A 19426-nucleotide genomic window follows, 5' to 3' on the forward strand; every position below is an offset into this window, starting at 1 on the left:
CGATGAAAGCACCGCCCTTTCAATATCACCGTCCGCAAACGCGCGAAGAACTCGGCGCGCTGTTGGCCCGTCTGGACAACGCCAAGATTCTTGCGGGCGGACAGTCATTGATGCCGATGATGAATTTGCGGGTGATCGCACCCGATCATCTGATCGACATCAACCGCGTTGCCAACCTCGCCGGGATTCGCGAGGCCGTTGACGGTATTGAGATCGGCGCGATGACCCGACAGGCTGACGTGCTGGCGTCGGACCTCGTCAAATCCAGACTGCCCCTGCTGACCCGCGCACTGGAACATGTCGGCCATATCCAGACTCGCGCCCGCGGCACGATCGGCGGGAGTTGTTGCCACCTCGATCCTTCTGCCGAACAGCCCGCAATGTGCGCGGCCCTCGACGCCGAGTTCGTCGTCGTCGGGCCGGGCGGCCGCCGCGTTATTCCTGCCGGCGAGTGGTTCGAAGGGCTGCTGCAATCCGCGCTTGGCGAACAGGAATTTCTGGAAGTGATTCGCTTCAAGCCATGGGCCGACGGCCACGGCTACGGTTTCGCGGAATATGCCCGAAGGCACGGCGACTTCGCCATTGCCGGCGCCGCGGCCCTTCTCGAAGCCGGCAGGGACGGCCGCATCACGCTTGCAGCACTGTTGTCGTTCGGCGTCGAAGCGGCGCCGAAGCGCCTATCCGAGGCGGAACGCACGCTGATCGGCCAGCATGTTGACAGTCTCAACATCAAACCCGTCATTGCCGCAGCCAGCGCGCTCGATGCGATGGAAGACGTCCATGTGACCGCCGACTATCGACGTCATCTGGCCGGCGTGCTGATCCGCCGGGCGTTGAACGAGGCCTGCACCACAATGCGGCGGCCGTCATGACCGAACATTCCGTGACATTCACGCTCAACGGCGAACGACGCGAGGCCAGGGTCGATCCGCGGATTCATCTGGGCGATTTTCTGCGGCACTCGCTCGGGCTGACCGGCACGCATCTTGGCTGCGAGCACGGTGTCTGCGGCGCGTGCACCGTTATCGTGAACGGCGCGCCGGTGCGATCGTGCCTCATGCTGGCGGTTCAGATCGACGGCACCGTTGTGGAAACTGTCGAGAGCCTTGGCAAACCCGGTGCGCTGTCGCCGCTCCAGCAGGCATTCGCAACCAATCATGGCCTGCAGTGCGGATTCTGCACTTCGGGAATGCTGATGACGCTCGAAGCCTACTTGCGCACCACGCCCGCGCCGACCGAGCAGGACGTCAGGATCGCGATCTCGGGCAACATCTGTCGCTGTACCGGCTATGAGGGCATCGTGCAGGCAGCGCTGGACACGGCATCCGCAAAGGCGAGCCGGACATGAGTGGACGTTTTTTTGGAGCCGCTGTCACCCGCCTGGAAGATGCACGCCTGCTGGCGGGCAAAGGCCAATATGTCGACGATATCGATCTGCCCGGCATGCTGCATGCCGCCTTTGTGCGAGCGAGCTTTGCCCATGGCAGGATCCGCAGCATCGACACGGGCGACGCCCTCGCGATGCCGGGCGTGGTCGCGATCTACACGATGGCGGATTTCGCGGACATCGCACACGGCCCGATGCCGCCAATGGCACCACATCCGCTTCTGAAGACGCCGATCACCTATCATCCGCTGGCCGACACGGAGATTCGGCATGTCGGCGAAGCCATCGCCATCGTTCTGGCCGATAACCGCGCCAACGCCGAGGACGCCGCTGCCGCAGTGACGCTCGATATCGAGTACTTGCCCGCGGTGTCGGATGCCGCCCTCGCCTGCGAGGCCAATTCGCCCAAGACGCACTCTCAACACGCCAGCAATATCGCAGCCACGATGAAGGCTGGCTTCGGTGACTGCGCAGGGGTATTCGCCAAAGCGGATCATGTGCTGACCGAGCATTTCGACATTCATCGCGGCGGTTGCCATTCGATGGAATGCCGCGGCGTGGTCGCAAACATCGATCTACTGACCGATGCGCTGACCATCTCGACCTCCTCGCAATCGCCCTACATGGTCCGGCGACATCTCGCCGCCTATCTGAAGCGCGACGAGAACGACATTCGCGTCATGACGCCCGATGTTGGCGGCGGGTTCGGGCCGAAGGCCAACGTTTATGCCGAGGAATTCGCTGTCACTCTCGCCGTCATCAAGAGCCGACGTCCCGTGAAATGGATCGAGGATCGCCAGGAGCATTTTGTCGCCACGACTCAACAACGCGGCCAGACCTGGACGCTGGACGTCGCCTTCGACAATGACGGACGTATGCGCGCGATCCGCGGGCGCTGTATTCACGACAATGGCGCCTACGCGCCGTATGGCCTGATCCTACCCGCCACCGCCCTCGCCAGCTTTCCCGGCCCCTATGCCCTCGAGGCACTCGATCTGTCAATCGATGTCGTCCTCACCAACCTAGTGCCAACGTCGCCGGTACGTGGGGCTTGCCGGCCCAATGTCGCATTCCTGCTTGAGCGCCTTGCCGACCGCGTCGCGCGCCACCTTGGCATGGACCGGCAGGAGGTTCGGCGCCGCAGCTTCGTCCGGGCCGACCAGATGCCCTACACCACTGGCATAAAAGCACGCGACGGTTCGCCGATCTCCTATGATAGCGGCGATTATGTCGGCGCGCTGAATCTCGTTCTCGACAAGATCGACGCGACGAATTTCGAAGCGCGGCGCAACGAAACCAAACGGCGCGGCAAGCTGCGCGGGCTGGGTATCGCATCCTGCGTCGAAGACACCGGACTCGGGCCATTCGAAGGGGCGTCCGTTCGCGTGACGCCAGCCGGCAAGGTTATTATCGCCACCGGCGCATCCAGCCAGGGCCAGGGCCATCGCACTGCATTTGCGCAGATTGCCGCTGACGCGCTCGGCGTTGAGCTCGAAGACGTGACGGTTGAAACCGCCGATACTGCTAAATTCCCACTCGGCATCTCCACCATCGCCAGCCGCATTGCGGTCACGGCAGGTTCTTCGGTGCAATTGGCTGCGCACAAGGTGCGGGCCAAGGCCATCGCCTTCGCGTCCCATCAGTTGGAAGTGGGCGAACACGATCTTGAACTCGACGGCGGCGCCGTGCACGTGAAGGGCATTCCGGACATGAAAATCAAACTGTCCGAGATCGCTCGCACGCTCGCTGGAAATACAGGAGTGCCGTTGCCGGGCGACATGGAGCCCGATCTCGCTGCGACGGCATATTTCAATTCCAATGCCCTGACATTTGCCTACGGCGCGAACGCCTGCGAGGTCGAAGTTGACCCCGAAACCGGAGATGTCAGCGTAGTTCGCTACGTGGTAGTCCACGATTGCGGCAGACTTATCAATCCATTGATCGTCGACGGCCAGATCCGTGGGGGCGTCGTGCACGGCATTGGCAATGCGCTATTTGAGCGCATGATCTATGACGAAGAAGGGCAGCCGCTCACGACCACCTACGGCGACTATCTCCTGCCGATGGCGTTCGAAATGCCGAGGATCGAAATCCATCACATGGAAACGCCTTCGCCGCGCAATCCGATCGGCGTCAAGGGCGCCGGTGAAGGTGGCACCATTCCGGCCGCCGCCTGCGTGATATCAGCCGTGGAAGATGCTCTGGGACCGGACGGACCGTTCATTGCGCTTCATCCGATCTCGCCCCAGCACGTCGTGACATGGCTGGACGGGAATTGACGACGTGCGTACAAGACTGTCCGGGATCGTAAGTCGTCACCGCATTACATGCACCAGCGTCCGCACATACCGTCTGCCGGAATAAGGGCCATCACGCCAGGACGTCCGCTTTGCGCCGATACTGTTGCAAAAATCGAAAATCGAATGACTCCGAAAATCTCGCGGAATTTGATTCTTAGGCTTCTTTACCGCTGAAATGCTCTGCAGCGCCGCTACGAAGAACCGTGGTCGATCTTTGGGTAACGACGTGGTCCCTCACGTCGCCGCGCACGAACCGCATCAGTGGTCCTAAAAATTTTCGTTCGGCAGCCAAAAAGACTTTTTCAACACTATCCGCCAAAAGCGGTCCACGGGAGGAATTGTGACCAGAGTTAGGTCCGTGCCCTAGGCCCGATAACTACAAGCTGCCGTTCGGAATCAAGAATGACCCTTGTTCCGAACTGCTGACATCTCCCATCCAGTGTCTGCTGGATCCATTCGATGTCCCGCCACGATGGAATGGAGAGACGAAAGTTCTTAATCTGCAGGGGAACCAGTTTGAGCGCATGGAGGCTTCCGCTGGTCGGATCCAGGTCGGCGAAATACATCAAGGCCAGGTCGTCACGGTAGCGCTCGTAACCATGGATCCCTTCATAGTCGTTCAGAAAATCACCGCAGCCATAGAGAATGAGGCGGTCTCGATAGATTTCGATCGCTCTCGGATGATGCGAAGAATGCCCGTGAACGATCGATACGCCTGCCTGGTCGATGAGGGCCCGGGCCAAAGTCCTCTGCTCATCCGGGATGTGATATCCCCAATTGGATCCCCAATGGATCGAAACGACGATGAGATCGCCCGGCCTCCTGAGCGACATGACCCGGTCAGCGACCTCCAACGCGCTCGCCTCGCACAGGTCAGGCAGCAAGTTGACGCCTGGAGCGTCGGGTGTCGCAGCCCACCCGAGCGGGATGCCGCTCGATGTCGATCCAAACGAAAAGATCAAGAGCCGCCTTTGCCAAAGTTCAGCACCGCGGGTGCGCGCGCTTCGTGATCGTTGCGTCCTGCGCCCGTCGCCTTGACGTTGAGTTTCTGCAGAGTCGTCAGCGTCTCCAGCAAGCCGGCGCGGCCCCAATCGAGCACATGGTTGTTGGCCAATACGCAGCAGTTGATCTTGGCCGCCGCGAGACATTCTGCATTCTCGGGGCTCACGCGGTAGTTGATGCCCTTGTTCACGCGGTCGTGGCTGCGGGTCACAGCCGTTTCGAGATTGATGATCCGCGCGTCCGGCTGCATGCGCTCCAACTGGCCCAGTGCAGCGCCCCAAACGTAGGACGACCCGTTGCGCCGCGGAATGGGCCCGTTCGCCTGCTCGGCGAGCAGCACGTAACCCTCCGCCGATCGCTCGCAATCTTCGTAAATTTCGGGCCTGCAGGGGTGCGCCAATACCTGGTCGATGCCGCGGCCGCACATGACATCTCCGCACAGAAAGAGTCGCACCGATTTCCGATGCCCAGTCGGCAAATGTCTTTCCTCGGGCATGAAATGCCACTCAGGTTTTTGCGTCAGGTGTGGGATCCCTGAACGCCGTCATCACCTCGGCCAGCATGCGCTCCTGCTCTCCCGCATAGCGCGGAGAGAAGTGAAACGGCTCGACGCGGCGCACATTGGCTTCCCGCGCGATTTCTCCCGCAGCCGTGGTTGTAAGATGGGCCCGGTCCCTCGCCAATGCGGCGTCCGCCCCCGCAAATGCCGCCTCAATGAAGAGGATATCCGCATTCTGAACGAGCGCCACGATGGCGGCACGATTGGCCGGCGTGTCGGTGACATCGGTAACAAAGGCAATTTTCTGGCCGGCAGTGACCGTCAGGAGGTCACGCAGGCTGCTGAGCCGCTCGAGGCGACCTTCCGAAGTCGCCGCTCCATCGATCCGTATCAAATAATCGTCCGGACGGCCTTCCACAACGGCTTGCTTGAGCCACCGCAGCCACGGCCCCGACAGGAAGCCCGCGCTCGGACAAACGATTCTTCCAAATATTGACATGGGCCGCTTCCTGCAGGGCAAAGCCGAGGCAGGGTGTACGATGCTCGAGGATGGCGGCTGAGACGCGGCAGGTCCGTTCGTCACAGAGTACGCCGTCAAGAGTTGTTTTCGACGCCGACGCTTCCGCGGCAAAAGCCCTCTTCAACCGGAACTGCCTGGTAGAGATGGAGTTCGGCGTCTCAAGCTCGCTCACAACGAAGACTAGATCGGAGCCGTAGCTCTCGACCAGATTCCATCGATAGGCCTGAAGCTTGGGATAGACGCGCTCGGCAAAGCCGGCCGGGCCGTAAAGGCGTACTGTTTTTTCGTGTCCCACAAGCAAACGGAGCAGATGATCAAAGCCAATGAAATGATCGATATGCGCATGTGAGACGAAGATCTGGTCGACGCGTCGTATCTTCCGCGGTGACAGTGAAGCGATTTCTCCGAGGTCGAACAGCACACTGTGCGTTTTGAACAGTGTCTCCACATAGACCGTCGGGTCGCCGTAGCGACCGTTGACCAGGCTCGGATGGAAGATCGGTCGCATGACAAACTATTCTACAGCAGGTTTTTTACGCGTCTTGCGCATCACTCTACTTTCACTGCCCAAGGAACCCTCCTTGTACACCGGGTTGATTTTGGTCAATGCTCCATGAACTTCCAGATTTAAGCAGACTTTTGGACTCCGCACCGGCAAGATCGAACGACGGCGCTGCAATCTGATCACGCTCGTTCGGCTACGCGACGAGGTACGGCAATCGATGCGCGCTCGCTGGCCGAGCCGGATCTGGAAGGGCACGTCAAGCCCGCGCCGATGCCTCCTGCAGCCTGATGGAGAGAGCCATGAAACTTGTTTCAAGCGCCTTCGACGATGGTGCAGCAATTCCGCGACGGTTTACCTGCGATGGAGAAAACCTCTCCCCACCTCTGCAATGGTCCGGCGCGCCAGCCGGAACGCTGAGTTTTGTTCTGCTCTGCGACGATCCCGATGCGCCCGCCGGCACATGGCATCATTGGGCGGCTTACGATATTCCGCCGGCCGTAACGGAGCTTGCGGTCGACGCCGCGCAAAACGCCAAATTGAAGCAGGCGGTCAACGATTTTCGGAAGGTGGGCTATGGCGGCCCGTGTCCACCTCATGGCCATGGGCCTCATCATTATCACTTCCGGCGCGCGCAATTCCGCCTCGATCGGCGGCCGCCCTCCCCGTCGACGCGTTTTTCAACGCCAATAGCGGCGAAAGCCGGCCCGATGCCACCGCACCAGCGTTTCAGGTTGGACAATCGTAACGGCCTTCAGGATTGATGGACCATCGATACATCTGGACGAGGAACCAGCGGTCGTTGTTGGTAGGCTGGGCTCGACCCCTCACCTTGCGCCGCAAGACGATCAGCTGATGTCGAAGCACCGCGTTCTCAGCTTCAAGCCGCAACTTCGACTTGAATGGCGAGGCCAGCACGGTCAGAACGAAACAGAGCAGCCCGATCATTCCACCAGCTTAGGCGATTCCATCACGTCATCAACTCGGATGAGGTTTTCGGTACACACAACAGAAGGCGGCACCGTGAGGCCCAGCGCCCATACCACACCGCAAGCGCGACTAGATGCACTTGCCGAAGAAATCCGCACTTAGCTTCGTTTCATGTTTGATCTCGGACCTAACGGGCTCCATCAAACGGTCAGCAGATTCCAATGATCCGCCGTTTGCAATAAATGGCTCAGGTTGTCGCTCACCCTCGACGCGTGGCCATCGGTCAGAGCGATATCGTGCGTGATGAGGTACGGCGTATTCGGGTTGGTCGAGACCGTGTCGATCTGCAGTTCGATATGTTCGATGCCGGTGACGTGCAGGCCGTCGACCTGAAAGCTGGCTTGGTGGTTCTTGGCAGCCGTGTCAAACGCCAATTCGACCTTCTGGAACTCGGCGAGCAGCACCTCCTCGGCGGCGGGATTTTGATCGTTGATGATGAACCGCAGCGTGTCGTGGCCGCCGCCGCCACTGATCACGTGCTGGCCAAAGTTGAAGCTGCTGTTGGAATTGACGAGGCTCGCACTCTCCTTGAGCACAAACAGGTCATTGCCAGAGCCGCCGTCCAGCGTAGTCGTCCCGGCGCGATTGGCGATCAGCGCATCACCGCCGCCTCCACCGAGAAGCACGTTGATGCCGGTCGAGTTGGTTTCGAGCACGTCGGTACCCGCGCCACCATCGAGCGTGGCATTGCCCGAGGCGGCCGCAATAAGGTCGTCGCCCGAGCCGCCGTGGACGGTCACGTTGCCCGACCCGGCAAAAATGATGTCGTCGCCGGAACCGCCGTAGATCGTGTAGTTGTCGTTCAGATTGGGATTGGCCGGGTCGATCGGGGTGGCAAAAATAAAGTTGTCGCCGTGCCCGGCATGAACCACGCTTTGCGTACCGTCGAGGAATTGCGTGTGGTCCGATGTCAGCACCGCATCCGCGAAGGCGGCGATGACGCCATGGGCGGCGGTGGTCGGGTGAAGGGCATTGAAGAACGCCACTTCATTCGGCGCGAACTGATGAGAGCCAGCGGCGAGCTGGTCGACCCAGGTCTCGTTCAAATCTGCCGAAAAACCGAAGCTGTGCGGATCGGCAGCCAGCGCTTCGGTGAGCTGAAAGACGTCGACCACCTCGACGTTCGGATGAGTCGCGGCCATCTGCTGGAGCGCCGCATTGTTGGCGACGTCCAAGGCATGGGCAAAAGCCACCGCCTGAGGCCCCAGCGCTTGCGCCCCGGGCGTAATCGCAAAATCGGGCAGCGTGAACAGGATAATATTGTCTATGCCCGCATTGGTGAGCGTGGTGATGGCCTGATCGATCGCACCGACAACGCTCATGACAATCGCTTCGGCGGTCTGCGGGTCCTTGGGCTGATTACTCTCTAGATAGGAGATGTAGTCGTTGCTGCCGATGTTTAGCAACGCGGTTGTGCCGTGCGGCGCTTGATGGCCGTGAAGATCGGCAAGATATCCGACGACCTGGTCCGAGAGGTTAATGGGAAGGGGAACACCGAGCAGCGGCAGCGACGCGTTACTGGCCTCCGCATCGCCGAAGGCGCGATCGTCGAGCCGCATGTTAAGGAATTGGGCGAGCTGTTCGGCATAGGTGGGACCGTTCGAAAAGCGACCCTGCCAGTCCGGCGGCTGTGGCAGGCCGATCAAGGCAAGCAGATTGCCGTTGTCCGAAAGGCTGTCTCCGAAGACGACAAGAGTGGAAATGTGGTGCGACGCACGCGACATGATTTTCCTCCCTTTCTGAACTTCCGCCTAGGTCCCGTCGTTCGACGGGCGCGTGAAACGATAGATTACCTCGAGGAAGAGTCCAGCGCGACATTCAACCGGCTGGAGCGCGCGAGATCACTGTCGTGCGACCCTCATGTCGCAGATGGGTCAATCGCGACAGTTTGGCGATGTCAGGGTCACTTCCGCTTTACCCCTGATACTGTTGCAAAACTCCTAAAATGCCGTTCGATCAATTTCCCGCAAATAGACCAGACGAGCCGCAATCGCCAATCGATGTAGCCTCTAGGCTATTACCGAAGTCGCCGGTGAGTTCGTCGCTAGATAATGTAGTCCCCCAAATTATTGTTCGATCGCCGCGTGTACGGCCCGGAAAATTTGTGTTCAGTGACGCAAAACGACTTTTGCAACAGTATCCCCCTGATAGCCGACATTCATCGTAAGGTTCGGCATGTCTCAAAGGTGCCGATTTTGTTGCAAAACTCCCATAACGCCGTTCGATCAATTTCCCGCAAATGGATCAAACGAGCCGCAATCGCCGATCGATGTAGCCTCAGGCCATTACCGAAGTCGCTGGTGAGTTCGTCGCTAGATAATGTAGTCCCTCAAATTACTGTTCGATCGCCGCGTGTACGGCCCGGAAAATTTGTATTCAGTGACGCAAAAAGACTTTTGCAACAAAATCGGCCATTAGCGGATGATCCCCCCGGTAAAGTGGAGGGCTCTCCAGGTTAGTCGTGGGGCAAACGACCTCTTTGAAAGGTCAATGCCAATCAGAAAGTGCGGCGCCGAAGCGACCGCTCCTGCTCAGTGTTCTGCTAGGAACGTGAGCACTGCCTCACCAAAGGCGGTATTCCCGCTCATAACGTGCGCGGCATTCGGGATGATTGCAGCGCGGTTTCCAGGGGGGAGGCAGCTTGCGAATGTATCAGTGTTTAGCACGTAAAACGGGTTGTCGTGCTTGCCACGCGTGACCAGCATCGGAACCTTCATCTTTCCGAGTGTCGCACAGGAAATCGACGGCGGCGCCGGCTGAGACATCATCGGTCGCATGGTCGACGCGTTGGCCAGCCACCGTTCGCGGCGCACCTCGGATATCTTATCGAACGCGCCCTTCTCTCCTTCCACCCAGTCGTACAAGAGCACGGCGGCCTTCGCGTTGTCCCCGGCGAGCGCGACCTCTTTCATTTCACCGAATGATTTCGCACGTTCCGCAACGAGCGGTTTGCCATCAGGCATGTCCGCAATCAACGCCGGGACGCCCGGATCATTGACGACGGCGCTTCGCAACAACTCCGGATGCTCGAGCGCCACAAGGGTGACGAGGAAGCCACCGTAGGAAGTGCCGACAAGATGCACCGGCCCGGCATTTAGCCCTTGAATGAAAGCCACGAGGTCGGCCGCGTGGAGTTGGAAGGAGTAATCCGAACCGTCGCCCGGCCACGGATTGGGTAGGTGATAGCGGCGACTATAGGAGACATAGCGATAGCGTTCGGCCACTGCCGGCCGAAACAGCTCCCACGAACGCCAGTCGCCATTTGCACCATGCACGAAAACGACCGTTGTTCCCTTGCCTTCCTCGACATAGGCAAGATCGGTGCCGTTGGCATGGAACTGCTTGATTGGCGGGGGTTCAGTCGCCGCCGCAACGCTCAGCGCGAAACACGCGACAATGGGAATGCTGAGTAAACTGATGAGCCGCGCCGAGGCCAGCGATAACGTGCCGTTGCTCAAGCACAACATGGTGGGCCCTCCGATGACGTTTCAGGAGGTCCACAAAAAATCTGGACAAGTTCGCTTTGGGTTTCAGTCCTTACAAATCAGGTCGTGAACCCAATAGCACTTCATTTTTTTCCTCATTTTAGAAGCAATACCTCGATTGGGATAGGCGTCTAGAAGCCCGATCTCCGGTCACATTGACGCGATCGATCTGGACCCACATGGTCGCGGTAGGGACGAGGATTTCTCCTCGCCCCCCGCACAGATTCCGACGTGCGCTGCTAACGCACCGGGCTCCTCCCTCGGGTCAGACGTCGTGCGATGAACGATTTAGTCACGCTCTCGCCCGACGCGCAGCCATCATTCGGATCGACGCGGCATTTCGGCTCAGTGTCCGAACCGCGGCCGCCTAACAGCTGTTCCCCTTGGGTGAGGCCCTTCCCTCCACGACTTCCGCCGAGAGTTGCCTCCCCTTGTTCAGTCGCTTCGCAAGTACTATGGCCTCATCCGACTTCTCATCCACGTACATGCTCGGCGTGCGGCTTGTCGCCTTCCCGAGCCGGCCCGGCATACGAGTCCGGGCATGGATGAGACTCATCGTTTTGATCCCTTGCGCTTATAACATTCACTACTCCAACACATGATGCTGCTTCGCGATGTTCTATTATGTCCGCCTGTTGTCGGAGCCCCAAGGAAACAAGCGCCCCGTTTGGTGTGTTGCTTACGACAAACGACACAGGTCGAGCACGGCGAAGTCGCCTTCGCGACTGCGATGCGTCCGTCAATCGATTCAGATGGCGAGCGCCTTGCCATCCGATAAAGTCGGCTGTGGAGGTCAGAAGCGGACGCTCAAGGAGCCGATCAATACCAGCCATGGCTGATAAGGTTTCGCTGGAAACCTTATCAGTCCGCCGACTGACCCCATTTTTAAAGAGGGATTTAGCATACAAAATTGAGAAGCCGCAAAGGCCCGCCACGGAAACAGCCATCAGTCCGCGGTCCATCCCCCGTCGATGATGAGGGACGACCCTGTCATCAGCGACGACGCGTCGCCGGCAAGAAATACGATCGCGCCCATCAAATCCTCGACCGTACCGAGCCGCCCGAGCTTGATCTTAGCCAGCACGCTTTCCTTGAACGCAGCATTCTCAAAGAAAGGTTTCGTCATCGGCGTTTCGATGAAGGTCGGGCACAGCGTATTGACCCGAACGCCATGCGGCGCCAGGTCGATCGCCATCGCTTTCGAAAATCCCTCCATTGCCCATTTCGAAGCACAATAGAGCGAGCGATTGGCACCCCCAACGTGCCCCATCTGCGACGACATGTTGATGATCGAACCGCGTGTTCCAGTTGCGATCATCCGGCGTGCGACGGACTGAGCCGCGAAATAAGCGCCACGCACGTTCAGATTCATGACGACGTCGAAATCCTCCACCGGCACAACAGCGAAGGGATTCGGCCGGTTGGTACCGGCATTGTTGAGGAAGGCATGATAAGGCTGTCGTGCGTCCACCGCTGCACGAAACGCCGCCACGTCCGTCACATCAAGAGCAAGTGTATCTGCCGAAAACCCCTTCTCGCGCAGCGCTGATGCCGCCTCATTGATTTCGTTCACCGTGCGCGCGCAGAGTGTGACATGCGCGCCCGCCTCCGCCAGCGCAGCCGCCGCGGCGAGCCCGATACCCCGCCCCGCCCCGGTGACCAGCGCGCGACGCTCGTCCAGCCGGAACGTCGGCGTCTTCGGCAGCGGTTGAGCGCTCATTCTGCGGCGCTTGCATACGGCACGTTGCGCCCGCCATAACGCCGGACGCGGACATTGGCCTGCTCGGCGTGGCCGACGAAGCCCTCAAGCATGCAGAGCCGCGAGCAATATTCACCGATCATGGCCGACGCCTCATCCGTCAATACGCGCTGGTAGGTCACGGTCTTGAGGAATTTTCCAACCCACAAACCGCCGGTGTAGCGCGCCGCCTTGTTGGTCGGCAGCGTGTGGTTGGTGCCGATTACCTTGTCGCCGTAGGCCACGTTCGTTCGCGGCCCCAGGAACAGCGCACCGTAGTTGGTCATGTTGTTCAGGAAGTAATCCGGATCGCGCGTCATGACCTGCACATGCTCGGACGCAATGCGATCCGCTTCGCGCACCATCTCCTCCTCGGAGTCGCAGACGATGACTTCGCCGTAGTCCTCCCACGCCTTGGCGGCGACAGCGCCGGTCGGCAGGATTTTCAGAAGGCGCTCGATCTCGGACATGGTGTCACGCGCGAGCTTTTCGGAATTGGTCAGCAGGATCGCGGGCGAGTTCGGCCCGTGCTCCGCCTGCCCGAGCAGGTCGGTGGCGCACATCTCGCCGTCCACCGTTTCGTCGGCGATCACCAGCGTTTCGGTGGGGCCAGCGAAAAGGTCGATGCCGACGCGGCCGTAAAGCTGGCGCTTGGCTTCCGCCACGAAGGCGTTGCCGGGGCCGACCAGCATATCGACCGGCGCAATCGATGCCGTGCCGATCGCCATTGCACCGACGGCCTGAATTCCGCCGAGGCAATAGATAACATCTGCACCCGCGAGATGCTGCGCGGCGACAATGGCCGGCGCGGGCTTGCCCTGAAACGGCGGCGCGCATGTGATGATGCGCGCGACGCCGGCGACTTTCGCAGTGATCACCGACATATGCGCCGAGGCCAACAGCGGATATTTCCCGCCCGGCACATAACAGCCGACGGAATTGACCGGAATGTTCTTGTGCCCGAGCACGACGCCCGGCAGAGTCTCCACTTCGACATCTTTCATCGAACTGCGCTGGTGCTGGGCGAAGTTGCGCACCTGCTCCTGCGCAAACTTGATGTCGTCTATGTTTCGCTTGGAAAGCTGCGCGACACAGTCCTTGATTTCAGCGTCGGTCAGCCGGTAGTCCTTGCGGTCCCACTGGTCGAATTTCGCAGACAATTCACGAACGGCGTCATCGCCGCGCTTCTCGATGTCGGCGAGAATTCCTTCCACGGTCGCGCGGACCTTGGAATCATCTTCGGCGCGTTGGGCGGCGTCGCGGCTACGCTTGAGGTGTTTGGCCATCAGAGTTCTCCGCGGTTACTTGATTGCCTGAGGATTGATCGGCGATCCGGCCGCGCCCGGCAAATGCAGCGGCGGCGCCGTGAAGAAGAATTCATAAACCTTGTCCTGCGCGCAGTCTTGCGCAAGCTCCTTCAGGTAGAAAATCTCGCCCATGGAAATTCCAATGGCCGGAATCACGACCCAGTGCCAGGGCTGATTGGCTTCGTTGGTCTCATTCGGCCGCACCTCGCAACCCCAGGTGTCAGTACAGATCGCGGCGATATCCTTCTCGCGAATCCAGTAGCAGGTCTCGAACGCCACACCCGGCGCATTGCCGCCGCCGTAGCCCGCCCAGTCTTTCTTCTTCAGGCAGCGCTCCTGATGGCCGGTGCGGACGATGACAAAGTCACCCTTGCGAATTTCAACGCCCTGCTGCTTGGCGCAGGCATCGAGGTCGGCATTGGTGATCGCGTAACCGTCGTCAAGCGACTCGACACCCTTGAATCGCGCGACGTCGAGCAGCACACCACGACCGGCCATCTTGTCGCGCACGTGCTCGATGCCGAGCTTCTTCGCACCGCGCGCATCGACGAGCTTGGCATCATAGCCGTTGTACATCTTGTCATCGAGGAAGATGTGGCAAAGGGCGTCCCACTGCGTCGAGGCCTGACAGGGCATGTTGATCGCGTCGTCCGCGTAACGCAGGTACGGCGACGGGACATCCTGGTTGCCCGCCGCAGCATCCGTGCCGGTCGCCAGCATGGTGTGGATCGGATTCCATCGGCCGCCGAACAAGCCCGATTGAATAGGTTCTTTCAAGGACAGGCCGAGCGAGAAGACCTTGCCCTTCTTGATCAGCTTGCCCGCATTGATGACGTCCTCGGGGCTCACATTGTTGAGCGTGCCGATCTGGTCGTCTGCGCCCCATCGTCCCCAGTTGGAAAGCTTCTTGGCGGCTTCATAGATGGCGGCTCTGTCGACTTTCATGATGATGTTTCCCTGTGCTATTTATCGAACGATAACTTGAAAGACACGCGACGGCAACGGCAGCCCTCTCCGGCTAGACCGAACAGTAACGCTCCTTGATCTCGTCGTTGGCCAGCAATGCAGCCGCCGTGGCGTGATGCACAACGGAGCCTTGATCCAGCACATAGGCGCGATCGGCGATATCGAGCGCCAGTTCCACGTTCTGCTCGACAAGCAGAACCGTCGTGCCTTCCGACTTCATCCTGCGGAACAGTTCGAACATCTCATCGACAAGCACCGGCATGATACCTTCCGAGGGCTCATCAAGCATAATGAGATCCGGCTTCGCGATCATGGCGCGCGCGATCGCAAGCATCTGCTGCTCGCCGCCGGACATCGTGACGGCTTCCTGATCCAGCCTCTCCGCCAGGCGCGGAAAGATCTCGGCAATTTGCGCGATGCGCCGAACCTCGTCCTTCTTGTCAGGCGATGCGACGAGGCCGAGCCGAAGATTTTCGCGTACCGTCAATCCCTGCACGATGCGGCGCTCTTCCGGCACGTAAGCCAGGCCCAGCGCAAAGCGGACGTGGGCGGGCTGGCCGAGCACTTCCTTACCCTTGAACGTTACCGACCCGCTGGTCTTGTCTAGCAAGCCAATGATCGACTTCAAGGTCGTGGTCTTGCCGGCACCGTTGCGGCCGATCAGGCAGACGATCTCGCCCTTGTTCACTTCAAGACCAATGTCCTGAAGCACGTGGCTCGCCCCGTACCAGGAGTTGAGATTCTCGACACGCAACATCGCTTCAGTGCTCCCGCTGGCCAAGATAGACCCGCTTGACCTGCTCGTTCTGGCGGACTTCCGTCGGCGTTCCCTGCGCAAGCAGTTCCCCGTGATGAAGCACGAGGACGCGATCACTGATACCCATCACCAGCTTCATCTTGTGTTCGACGAGAATGACCGTGCGCTCCTTTGACAATTTGACGATGAGATCCATCATCACCCGGGTCTCTTCCGGGCTCATGCCTGCCGTCGGCTCATCCAGCAGCACCAACCGCGGATTGGCGGCCAGCGCCATTCCGATCTCGAGCGCGCGCTGTTCGCCGTGCGCGAGTTCCTTCGCGAGCCGCTCGCGGCGGTCCCAAAGTCCCACCAGCGCCAGCAGCGCATCAGCCTTCTCGACAAGTCCCGGAAGCTTGGCGCGCGGCCGCCAGATGTCATAGCGCGAGACAAAGGCTTGCAGGCCGACGCGGACGTTCTCCCGCGTCGTCAACAGCGGAAACACGTTGGTGATCTGGAAGGACTTCGCGATGCCCATATGGGCGAACTCGTGCTGCGCGACATTGGTGACATCACGGCCTTCGAATTCGACCTTGCCGCTGGACGGCGGAAACGCGCCGGACAGCAGGTTGAAATAGGTGCTTTTCCCCGCGCCGTTCGGCCCGATGATCGACGTGATCGCGTCACGGGAGAACTCGGCAGAGATGTTGTTCAGCGCAACGAACTTGCCGAACTTCTTACTCACGCCGGTTGTGCGCAGGATGACCTTTGATGAAGTGTCTGTCGAAGTCGTCATTTGTTGATCCGCTTCAAGATCGTTCCCCAGATTCCAGCCGGGAAGAACAGGACGCAGACCACGAACACCGCGCCGACGATCAGTTGCCAGTGGACGGTCCAGATTGAGACCAGGTTTTCAAGCAACAGAAAAACAGCCGCGCCGACGAACGGGCCGAAGAACGTGCCCATTCCTCCCAGCAGCGACATCATCACCACCATGCCCGACGTCTCGATATGCAGGATCTCGATCGGCACGATGGATAGATGTAGCGCCATCAGCGCGCCGGCCAAGCCGCAGAATGCACCGGACAGGATGAAGGTGATCAGCCGCGTCCGTGTCACGTCATAGCCGGACGCCCGCGCCCGCGCCTCGTTCTCCCGGACAGCTTCGATCACGGCGCCAAACGGCGATGCCAGAATCCGCGACAGCACGAACAGCGCCAGGATGACGAACGCCGCGATGACGTAATAGCGCGTCAGCGGATTGATGAAGTCGAGTTTCAAACCGAGAATGTCGATGGTGCGGACGTTGATTCCGCGCAAGCCGTTCTCGCCGCCGGTCCAATCGACCGCCTGATAGAAAAGATAGAAAACGCATTGCGACAACGCCATCGTCACCATGGCGAAGTAGATGCCGCGGGTGCGGATCGCCAGTGCGCCGATCCCGGCCGCCATGACGGCGCCGCCGAGAATGCCCATCACGATAGCGGCGTACCAGGACCATCCAAAATGGACGATCGCGATGCCGCAGAGATAAGCGCCGGTGCCGAACAGCGCAGCGTGTCCGAACGACAGAAGCCCGAGGTACCCGAACAGCAGATTGAAGCCAACCGCAAAGAGGCCATAGATCAAGATGTTCACCGCCAGCGCGGTGAAAGGCATCACCAGCGGAAACACCAGCACAAAGATGCTTGCAAGAATCGCGCGGTGGCGCTTGGCGAAATCGAACCAACCGGCCGATGCGACGCTCGGCTGCGTCAGGGTTTGAGAAAGCTCATTCATCGTTTTGTACCCGCCTCAGCTCATGAGTCCGGCACGGCCGAAGAAGCCCTGCGGACGGATGAGGAGAACAATTGCCATCAGGGCAAAAATTGAAACCTTGGCCATTTCCGGCGCGAACAGCGACGTCATGCTGACGACCACGCCGACCAGAAGACCGGCGATGACGGCGCCCCCGATCGACCCCATCCCGCCGACAACCGTGACGACAAACGCCTCGGCCAAAATCGTTGCGCCCATTTCCGGGATGACGCCTTGTAATGGTGCTGCGAGCAGCCCCGCCAGTCCCGCAATCCCGGAGCCGATCCCGAAAACGAACAGCCAGACCCGCGATACGTTGACGCCGAGAACACGGACGATCTGAGGATCGCGCGCACCCGCGCGGATGATCAGGCCGAAGCTCGTGCGCTCGAGGAAGAGCCAGAGCCCGAGTAGGACCACTGCTGCGATGCCGATCACGAACAACCTATACAGCGGGAAGTAGCCGACGCCAATGTTGACCGCGCCCTGGAGAATTTCCGGGGTGTCGAAAGGATAACCGCTCTTGCCGAAGGCGATGCGGATGAGTTCGACCATCACGTAGCTGAGGCCGAACGTCAGCAGCAGCGGATAGTCGATGCCGCGCCCATAGAGCGGCCGGATCAGGAACCGTTCCACGATCAGCCCGGAGGTGCCGACGATCAACGGGACGGCAACCAGGCAAAGCCAGAAGTTGCCTCCCAGCGAAAGAAGAAACAACCCGACATAAGCGCCAACCATGTAGAACGCGCCATGCGCGAAGTTCACCACGGTCAGCATGCCGAAGATCAGCGACAGACCGATGGCGAACAGCACATAGATCGCACCGAGCGCGAGCCCCGTGAACAACTGCAACGCGATCAGATCGAAACTCAGGCCGGACATAGATATCTCCAGATATGTCGCGCGCCCGCGAAGGACGCGCGACTGTTAGTCAGCGGTTCAGGACTTGTGACCGAGCGCTTCGCAGGTCCGCAGGTTCTGCTCACTCGGCTCTTCCGTCGCCACGACGTTGAACACGTCGGATTCGCCTTTCTCCGGCTTGGATTTGGACTCGATGATGAGGACCGACTGCACGGCCTGATGATCGCATTTGCGATAATACTCGGGGCCTTTGTAGTAGTCGTACTTCAGCGCCTCGACCGCGGCGATCACCTTGTCGGTGTCGAGGGTGCCGGCAGCCTTGGCGCCCATCAGCAGCGTCTTTACGCCGGCATAGCCCAATGCACCGTAATCCGACGGCACCTTGCCGCCATGCATCTTGCGGAACCGATCGTTGAAAGCCTTGGCCGATGCAACCTTGTCTTCGATGCCCCAGTAGTACGAGGTGCCGCCGATGACGCCTTCAAACGCCTGAGCGCCGGCTGCGAGACGGCCGGTGTACAGCAGAATCGGCGCGACGAGCTTCATTGACTTCTTCATGCCGAAGTCGGTCGCCTGCTTCAGCGCAATCTGCTGGTCGCGGCCGAAATTGTTGATGATGAGAATGTCCGGCTTCAGCGCCTGGATGCGCGGCAGCAACGCCGAGAAGTCCGTGGTGCCGAGCGGATGACGGATGTCGGCCAGCGTCTCAACGCCAAGGGTCTTGCCGGCTGCCTGGAAGCCGCGAACCATCTCGTGACCATAGGCGTAGTCCGCCGTGAGGAAGGCCACCTTCTTGCCGAACTTCGGGAAGGCGTAACGGCCCACCGCGCCCGCGGTCAGATGCGGCGTGAGAGCCTCATGGAATGTGTACTTGCTGAAATCCTTGATCTCGTTGATTTCGTCGGACTGGCTGATCGAATTGTAGATGATCCCGCGTTCCTTGGTGACATTGTTCACGGCGAGCTGCACGGAAGCCGACAAGCTCCCTACGATGAAATTGACCTTTTCCTTCTCGATCAGTTCCAGCGTGCGGGTCGCCGCCTCGCCCGGATTGAGCTTGTCGTCGCGCACCAGCAACTCGGCCTTGCGCCCGTTAAGACCGCCGCCTTCGTTGAACTCGGCAATGGCGACTTCAGCCGCCCGCACCTGGTCCTGCGCCTCGGTGCCATACGGTCCGGTCAATGGTACAGGAAATCCGACCTTGATGGTGGCTTCCTGCGCCTGAAGAAGATTGATGCGAAACGGCGATGCCGCGAGAACGGCGCCGGCGCTGGCGGTCGTCAGCAGGCGGCGACGCGAGATGGAGTTGGAACCCGTCGTTTTCTTGGCCATGTAA

At 60.0% G+C, this 19426-nt stretch carries 16 protein-coding genes and 1 pseudogene; 4 read left to right on the top strand and 13 right to left on the bottom strand.

Going from position 1 to position 19426, the window contains the following annotated elements; all coding sequences use genetic code 11:
• Positions 1-2 precede the first annotated feature (2 nt).
• Genes N554_RS39465 through N554_RS0101545 form a run of 3 tightly spaced genes read left to right on the top strand, consistent with a single transcriptional unit; the run spans position 3 to position 3666 of the window.
• Positions 3-872: an FAD binding domain-containing protein gene (locus N554_RS39465; RefSeq protein WP_029581860.1), complete on the top strand. Its 870-nt coding sequence runs from the start codon at positions 3-5 to the stop codon at positions 870-872.
• Entirely contained in the window at positions 869-1348 is a 480-nt protein-coding gene (locus tag N554_RS0101540) for a (2Fe-2S)-binding protein (protein ID WP_029581861.1), read from the top strand. Before N554_RS39465 ends, N554_RS0101540 begins: the two co-directional genes overlap by 4 nt.
• Entirely contained in the window at positions 1345-3666 is a 2322-nt protein-coding gene (locus N554_RS0101545) for a xanthine dehydrogenase family protein molybdopterin-binding subunit (RefSeq protein ID WP_029581862.1), read from the top strand. The genes N554_RS0101540 and N554_RS0101545 overlap by 4 nt, the downstream gene beginning before the upstream one ends.
• Before the next feature lie 371 nt (positions 3667-4037).
• Here N554_RS0101545 and N554_RS42845 read toward each other — a convergent pair.
• The 3 genes and pseudogenes from N554_RS42845 to N554_RS35235 all read right to left on the bottom strand — a co-directional run bounded on the left by N554_RS42845 (position 4038) and on the right by N554_RS35235 (position 6216).
• A pseudogene (locus N554_RS42845) lies at positions 4038-5185 on the bottom strand (CapA family protein).
• Positions 5186-5195: 10 nt separating this feature from the next.
• Positions 5196-5582: an MBL fold metallo-hydrolase gene (locus N554_RS37080; RefSeq protein WP_051677240.1), complete on the bottom strand. Its 387-nt coding sequence runs from the start codon at positions 5580-5582 to the stop codon at positions 5196-5198.
• Complete coding sequence (locus tag N554_RS35235) at positions 5518-6216, bottom strand: MBL fold metallo-hydrolase (protein ID WP_051677241.1); 699 nt, start codon at positions 6214-6216, stop codon at positions 5518-5520. The genes N554_RS37080 and N554_RS35235 overlap by 65 nt, the downstream gene beginning before the upstream one ends.
• Positions 6217-6512: 296 nt before the next feature.
• Here N554_RS35235 and N554_RS37780 point away from each other — a divergent pair, with 296 nt between their 5' ends.
• On the top strand, positions 6513-6974 hold the full coding sequence (locus tag N554_RS37780) for a YbhB/YbcL family Raf kinase inhibitor-like protein (protein WP_081851069.1): 462 nt from the start codon (positions 6513-6515) through the stop codon (positions 6972-6974).
• Between the two features lie 366 nt (positions 6975-7340).
• Here N554_RS37780 and N554_RS0101570 read toward each other — a convergent pair whose 3' ends face one another.
• From N554_RS0101570 to N554_RS0101620, 10 genes are all read right to left on the bottom strand, one after another.
• Entirely contained in the window at positions 7341-8924 is a 1584-nt protein-coding gene (locus N554_RS0101570) for an SGNH/GDSL hydrolase family protein (protein WP_029581865.1), read from the bottom strand.
• Positions 8925-9731: 807 nt separating this feature from the next.
• On the bottom strand, positions 9732-10667 hold the full coding sequence (locus N554_RS0101575) for an alpha/beta fold hydrolase (RefSeq protein WP_029581866.1): 936 nt from the start codon (positions 10665-10667) through the stop codon (positions 9732-9734).
• A gap of 964 nt (positions 10668-11631) precedes the next feature.
• Positions 11632-12405: an SDR family NAD(P)-dependent oxidoreductase gene (locus N554_RS0101585; RefSeq protein WP_029581868.1), complete on the bottom strand. Its 774-nt coding sequence runs from the start codon at positions 12403-12405 to the stop codon at positions 11632-11634.
• Complete coding sequence (hisD, locus tag N554_RS0101590) at positions 12402-13709, bottom strand: histidinol dehydrogenase (RefSeq protein ID WP_029581869.1); 1308 nt, start codon at positions 13707-13709, stop codon at positions 12402-12404. The genes N554_RS0101585 and hisD overlap by 4 nt, the downstream gene beginning before the upstream one ends.
• 15 nt (positions 13710-13724) lie before the next feature.
• On the bottom strand, positions 13725-14675 hold the full coding sequence (locus N554_RS0101595; protein WP_029581870.1) for a cyclase family protein: 951 nt from the start codon (positions 14673-14675) through the stop codon (positions 13725-13727).
• Positions 14676-14748: 73 nt separating this feature from the next.
• On the bottom strand, positions 14749-15453 hold the full coding sequence (locus N554_RS0101600; protein WP_029581871.1) for an ABC transporter ATP-binding protein: 705 nt from the start codon (positions 15451-15453) through the stop codon (positions 14749-14751).
• A gap of 4 nt (positions 15454-15457) precedes the next feature.
• Complete coding sequence (locus N554_RS0101605) at positions 15458-16228, bottom strand: ABC transporter ATP-binding protein (RefSeq protein WP_029581872.1); 771 nt, start codon at positions 16226-16228, stop codon at positions 15458-15460.
• Entirely contained in the window at positions 16225-17211 is a 987-nt protein-coding gene (locus N554_RS0101610; protein WP_029581873.1) for a branched-chain amino acid ABC transporter permease, read from the bottom strand. The genes N554_RS0101605 and N554_RS0101610 overlap by 4 nt, the downstream gene beginning before the upstream one ends.
• Positions 17212-17226: 15 nt before the next feature.
• The gene (locus tag N554_RS0101615) at positions 17227-18111 is read right to left on the bottom strand and encodes a branched-chain amino acid ABC transporter permease (RefSeq protein WP_029581874.1); all 885 of its coding nucleotides are present in this window, start codon (positions 18109-18111) and stop codon (positions 17227-17229) included.
• 57 nt (positions 18112-18168) lie between these two features.
• Complete coding sequence (locus tag N554_RS0101620; protein WP_029581875.1) at positions 18169-19422, bottom strand: ABC transporter substrate-binding protein; 1254 nt, start codon at positions 19420-19422, stop codon at positions 18169-18171.
• Positions 19423-19426: the final 4 nt, after the last annotated feature.

This window comes from Bradyrhizobium sp. URHD0069 (assembly GCF_000701345.1).
Lineage (GTDB): Bacteria > Pseudomonadota > Alphaproteobacteria > Rhizobiales > Xanthobacteraceae > Bradyrhizobium.

Coding starts and splice junctions, on each gene's coding strand:
- N554_RS39465 (WP_029581860.1), top strand. CDS start 3: ATGAAAGCACCGCCCTTTCAATATCACCGTCCGCAAACGCGCGAAGAA.
- N554_RS0101540 (WP_029581861.1), top strand. CDS start 869: ATGACCGAACATTCCGTGACATTCACGCTCAACGGCGAACGACGCGAG.
- N554_RS0101545 (WP_029581862.1), top strand. CDS start 1,345: ATGAGTGGACGTTTTTTTGGAGCCGCTGTCACCCGCCTGGAAGATGCA.
- N554_RS35235 (WP_051677241.1), bottom strand. CDS start 6,216: ATGCGACCGATCTTCCATCCGAGCCTGGTCAACGGTCGCTACGGCGAC.
- N554_RS37780 (WP_081851069.1), top strand. CDS start 6,513: ATGAAACTTGTTTCAAGCGCCTTCGACGATGGTGCAGCAATTCCGCGA.
- N554_RS0101570 (WP_029581865.1), bottom strand. CDS start 8,924: ATGTCGCGTGCGTCGCACCACATTTCCACTCTTGTCGTCTTCGGAGAC.
- N554_RS0101575 (WP_029581866.1), bottom strand. CDS start 10,667: ATGTTGTGCTTGAGCAACGGCACGTTATCGCTGGCCTCGGCGCGGCTC.
- N554_RS0101585 (WP_029581868.1), bottom strand. CDS start 12,405: ATGAGCGCTCAACCGCTGCCGAAGACGCCGACGTTCCGGCTGGACGAG.
- hisD (WP_029581869.1), bottom strand. CDS start 13,709: ATGGCCAAACACCTCAAGCGTAGCCGCGACGCCGCCCAACGCGCCGAA.
- N554_RS0101595 (WP_029581870.1), bottom strand. CDS start 14,675: ATGAAAGTCGACAGAGCCGCCATCTATGAAGCCGCCAAGAAGCTTTCC.
- N554_RS0101600 (WP_029581871.1), bottom strand. CDS start 15,453: ATGTTGCGTGTCGAGAATCTCAACTCCTGGTACGGGGCGAGCCACGTG.
- N554_RS0101605 (WP_029581872.1), bottom strand. CDS start 16,228: ATGACGACTTCGACAGACACTTCATCAAAGGTCATCCTGCGCACAACC.
- N554_RS0101610 (WP_029581873.1), bottom strand. CDS start 17,211: ATGAATGAGCTTTCTCAAACCCTGACGCAGCCGAGCGTCGCATCGGCC.
- N554_RS0101615 (WP_029581874.1), bottom strand. CDS start 18,111: ATGTCCGGCCTGAGTTTCGATCTGATCGCGTTGCAGTTGTTCACGGGG.
- N554_RS0101620 (WP_029581875.1), bottom strand. CDS start 19,422: ATGGCCAAGAAAACGACGGGTTCCAACTCCATCTCGCGTCGCCGCCTG.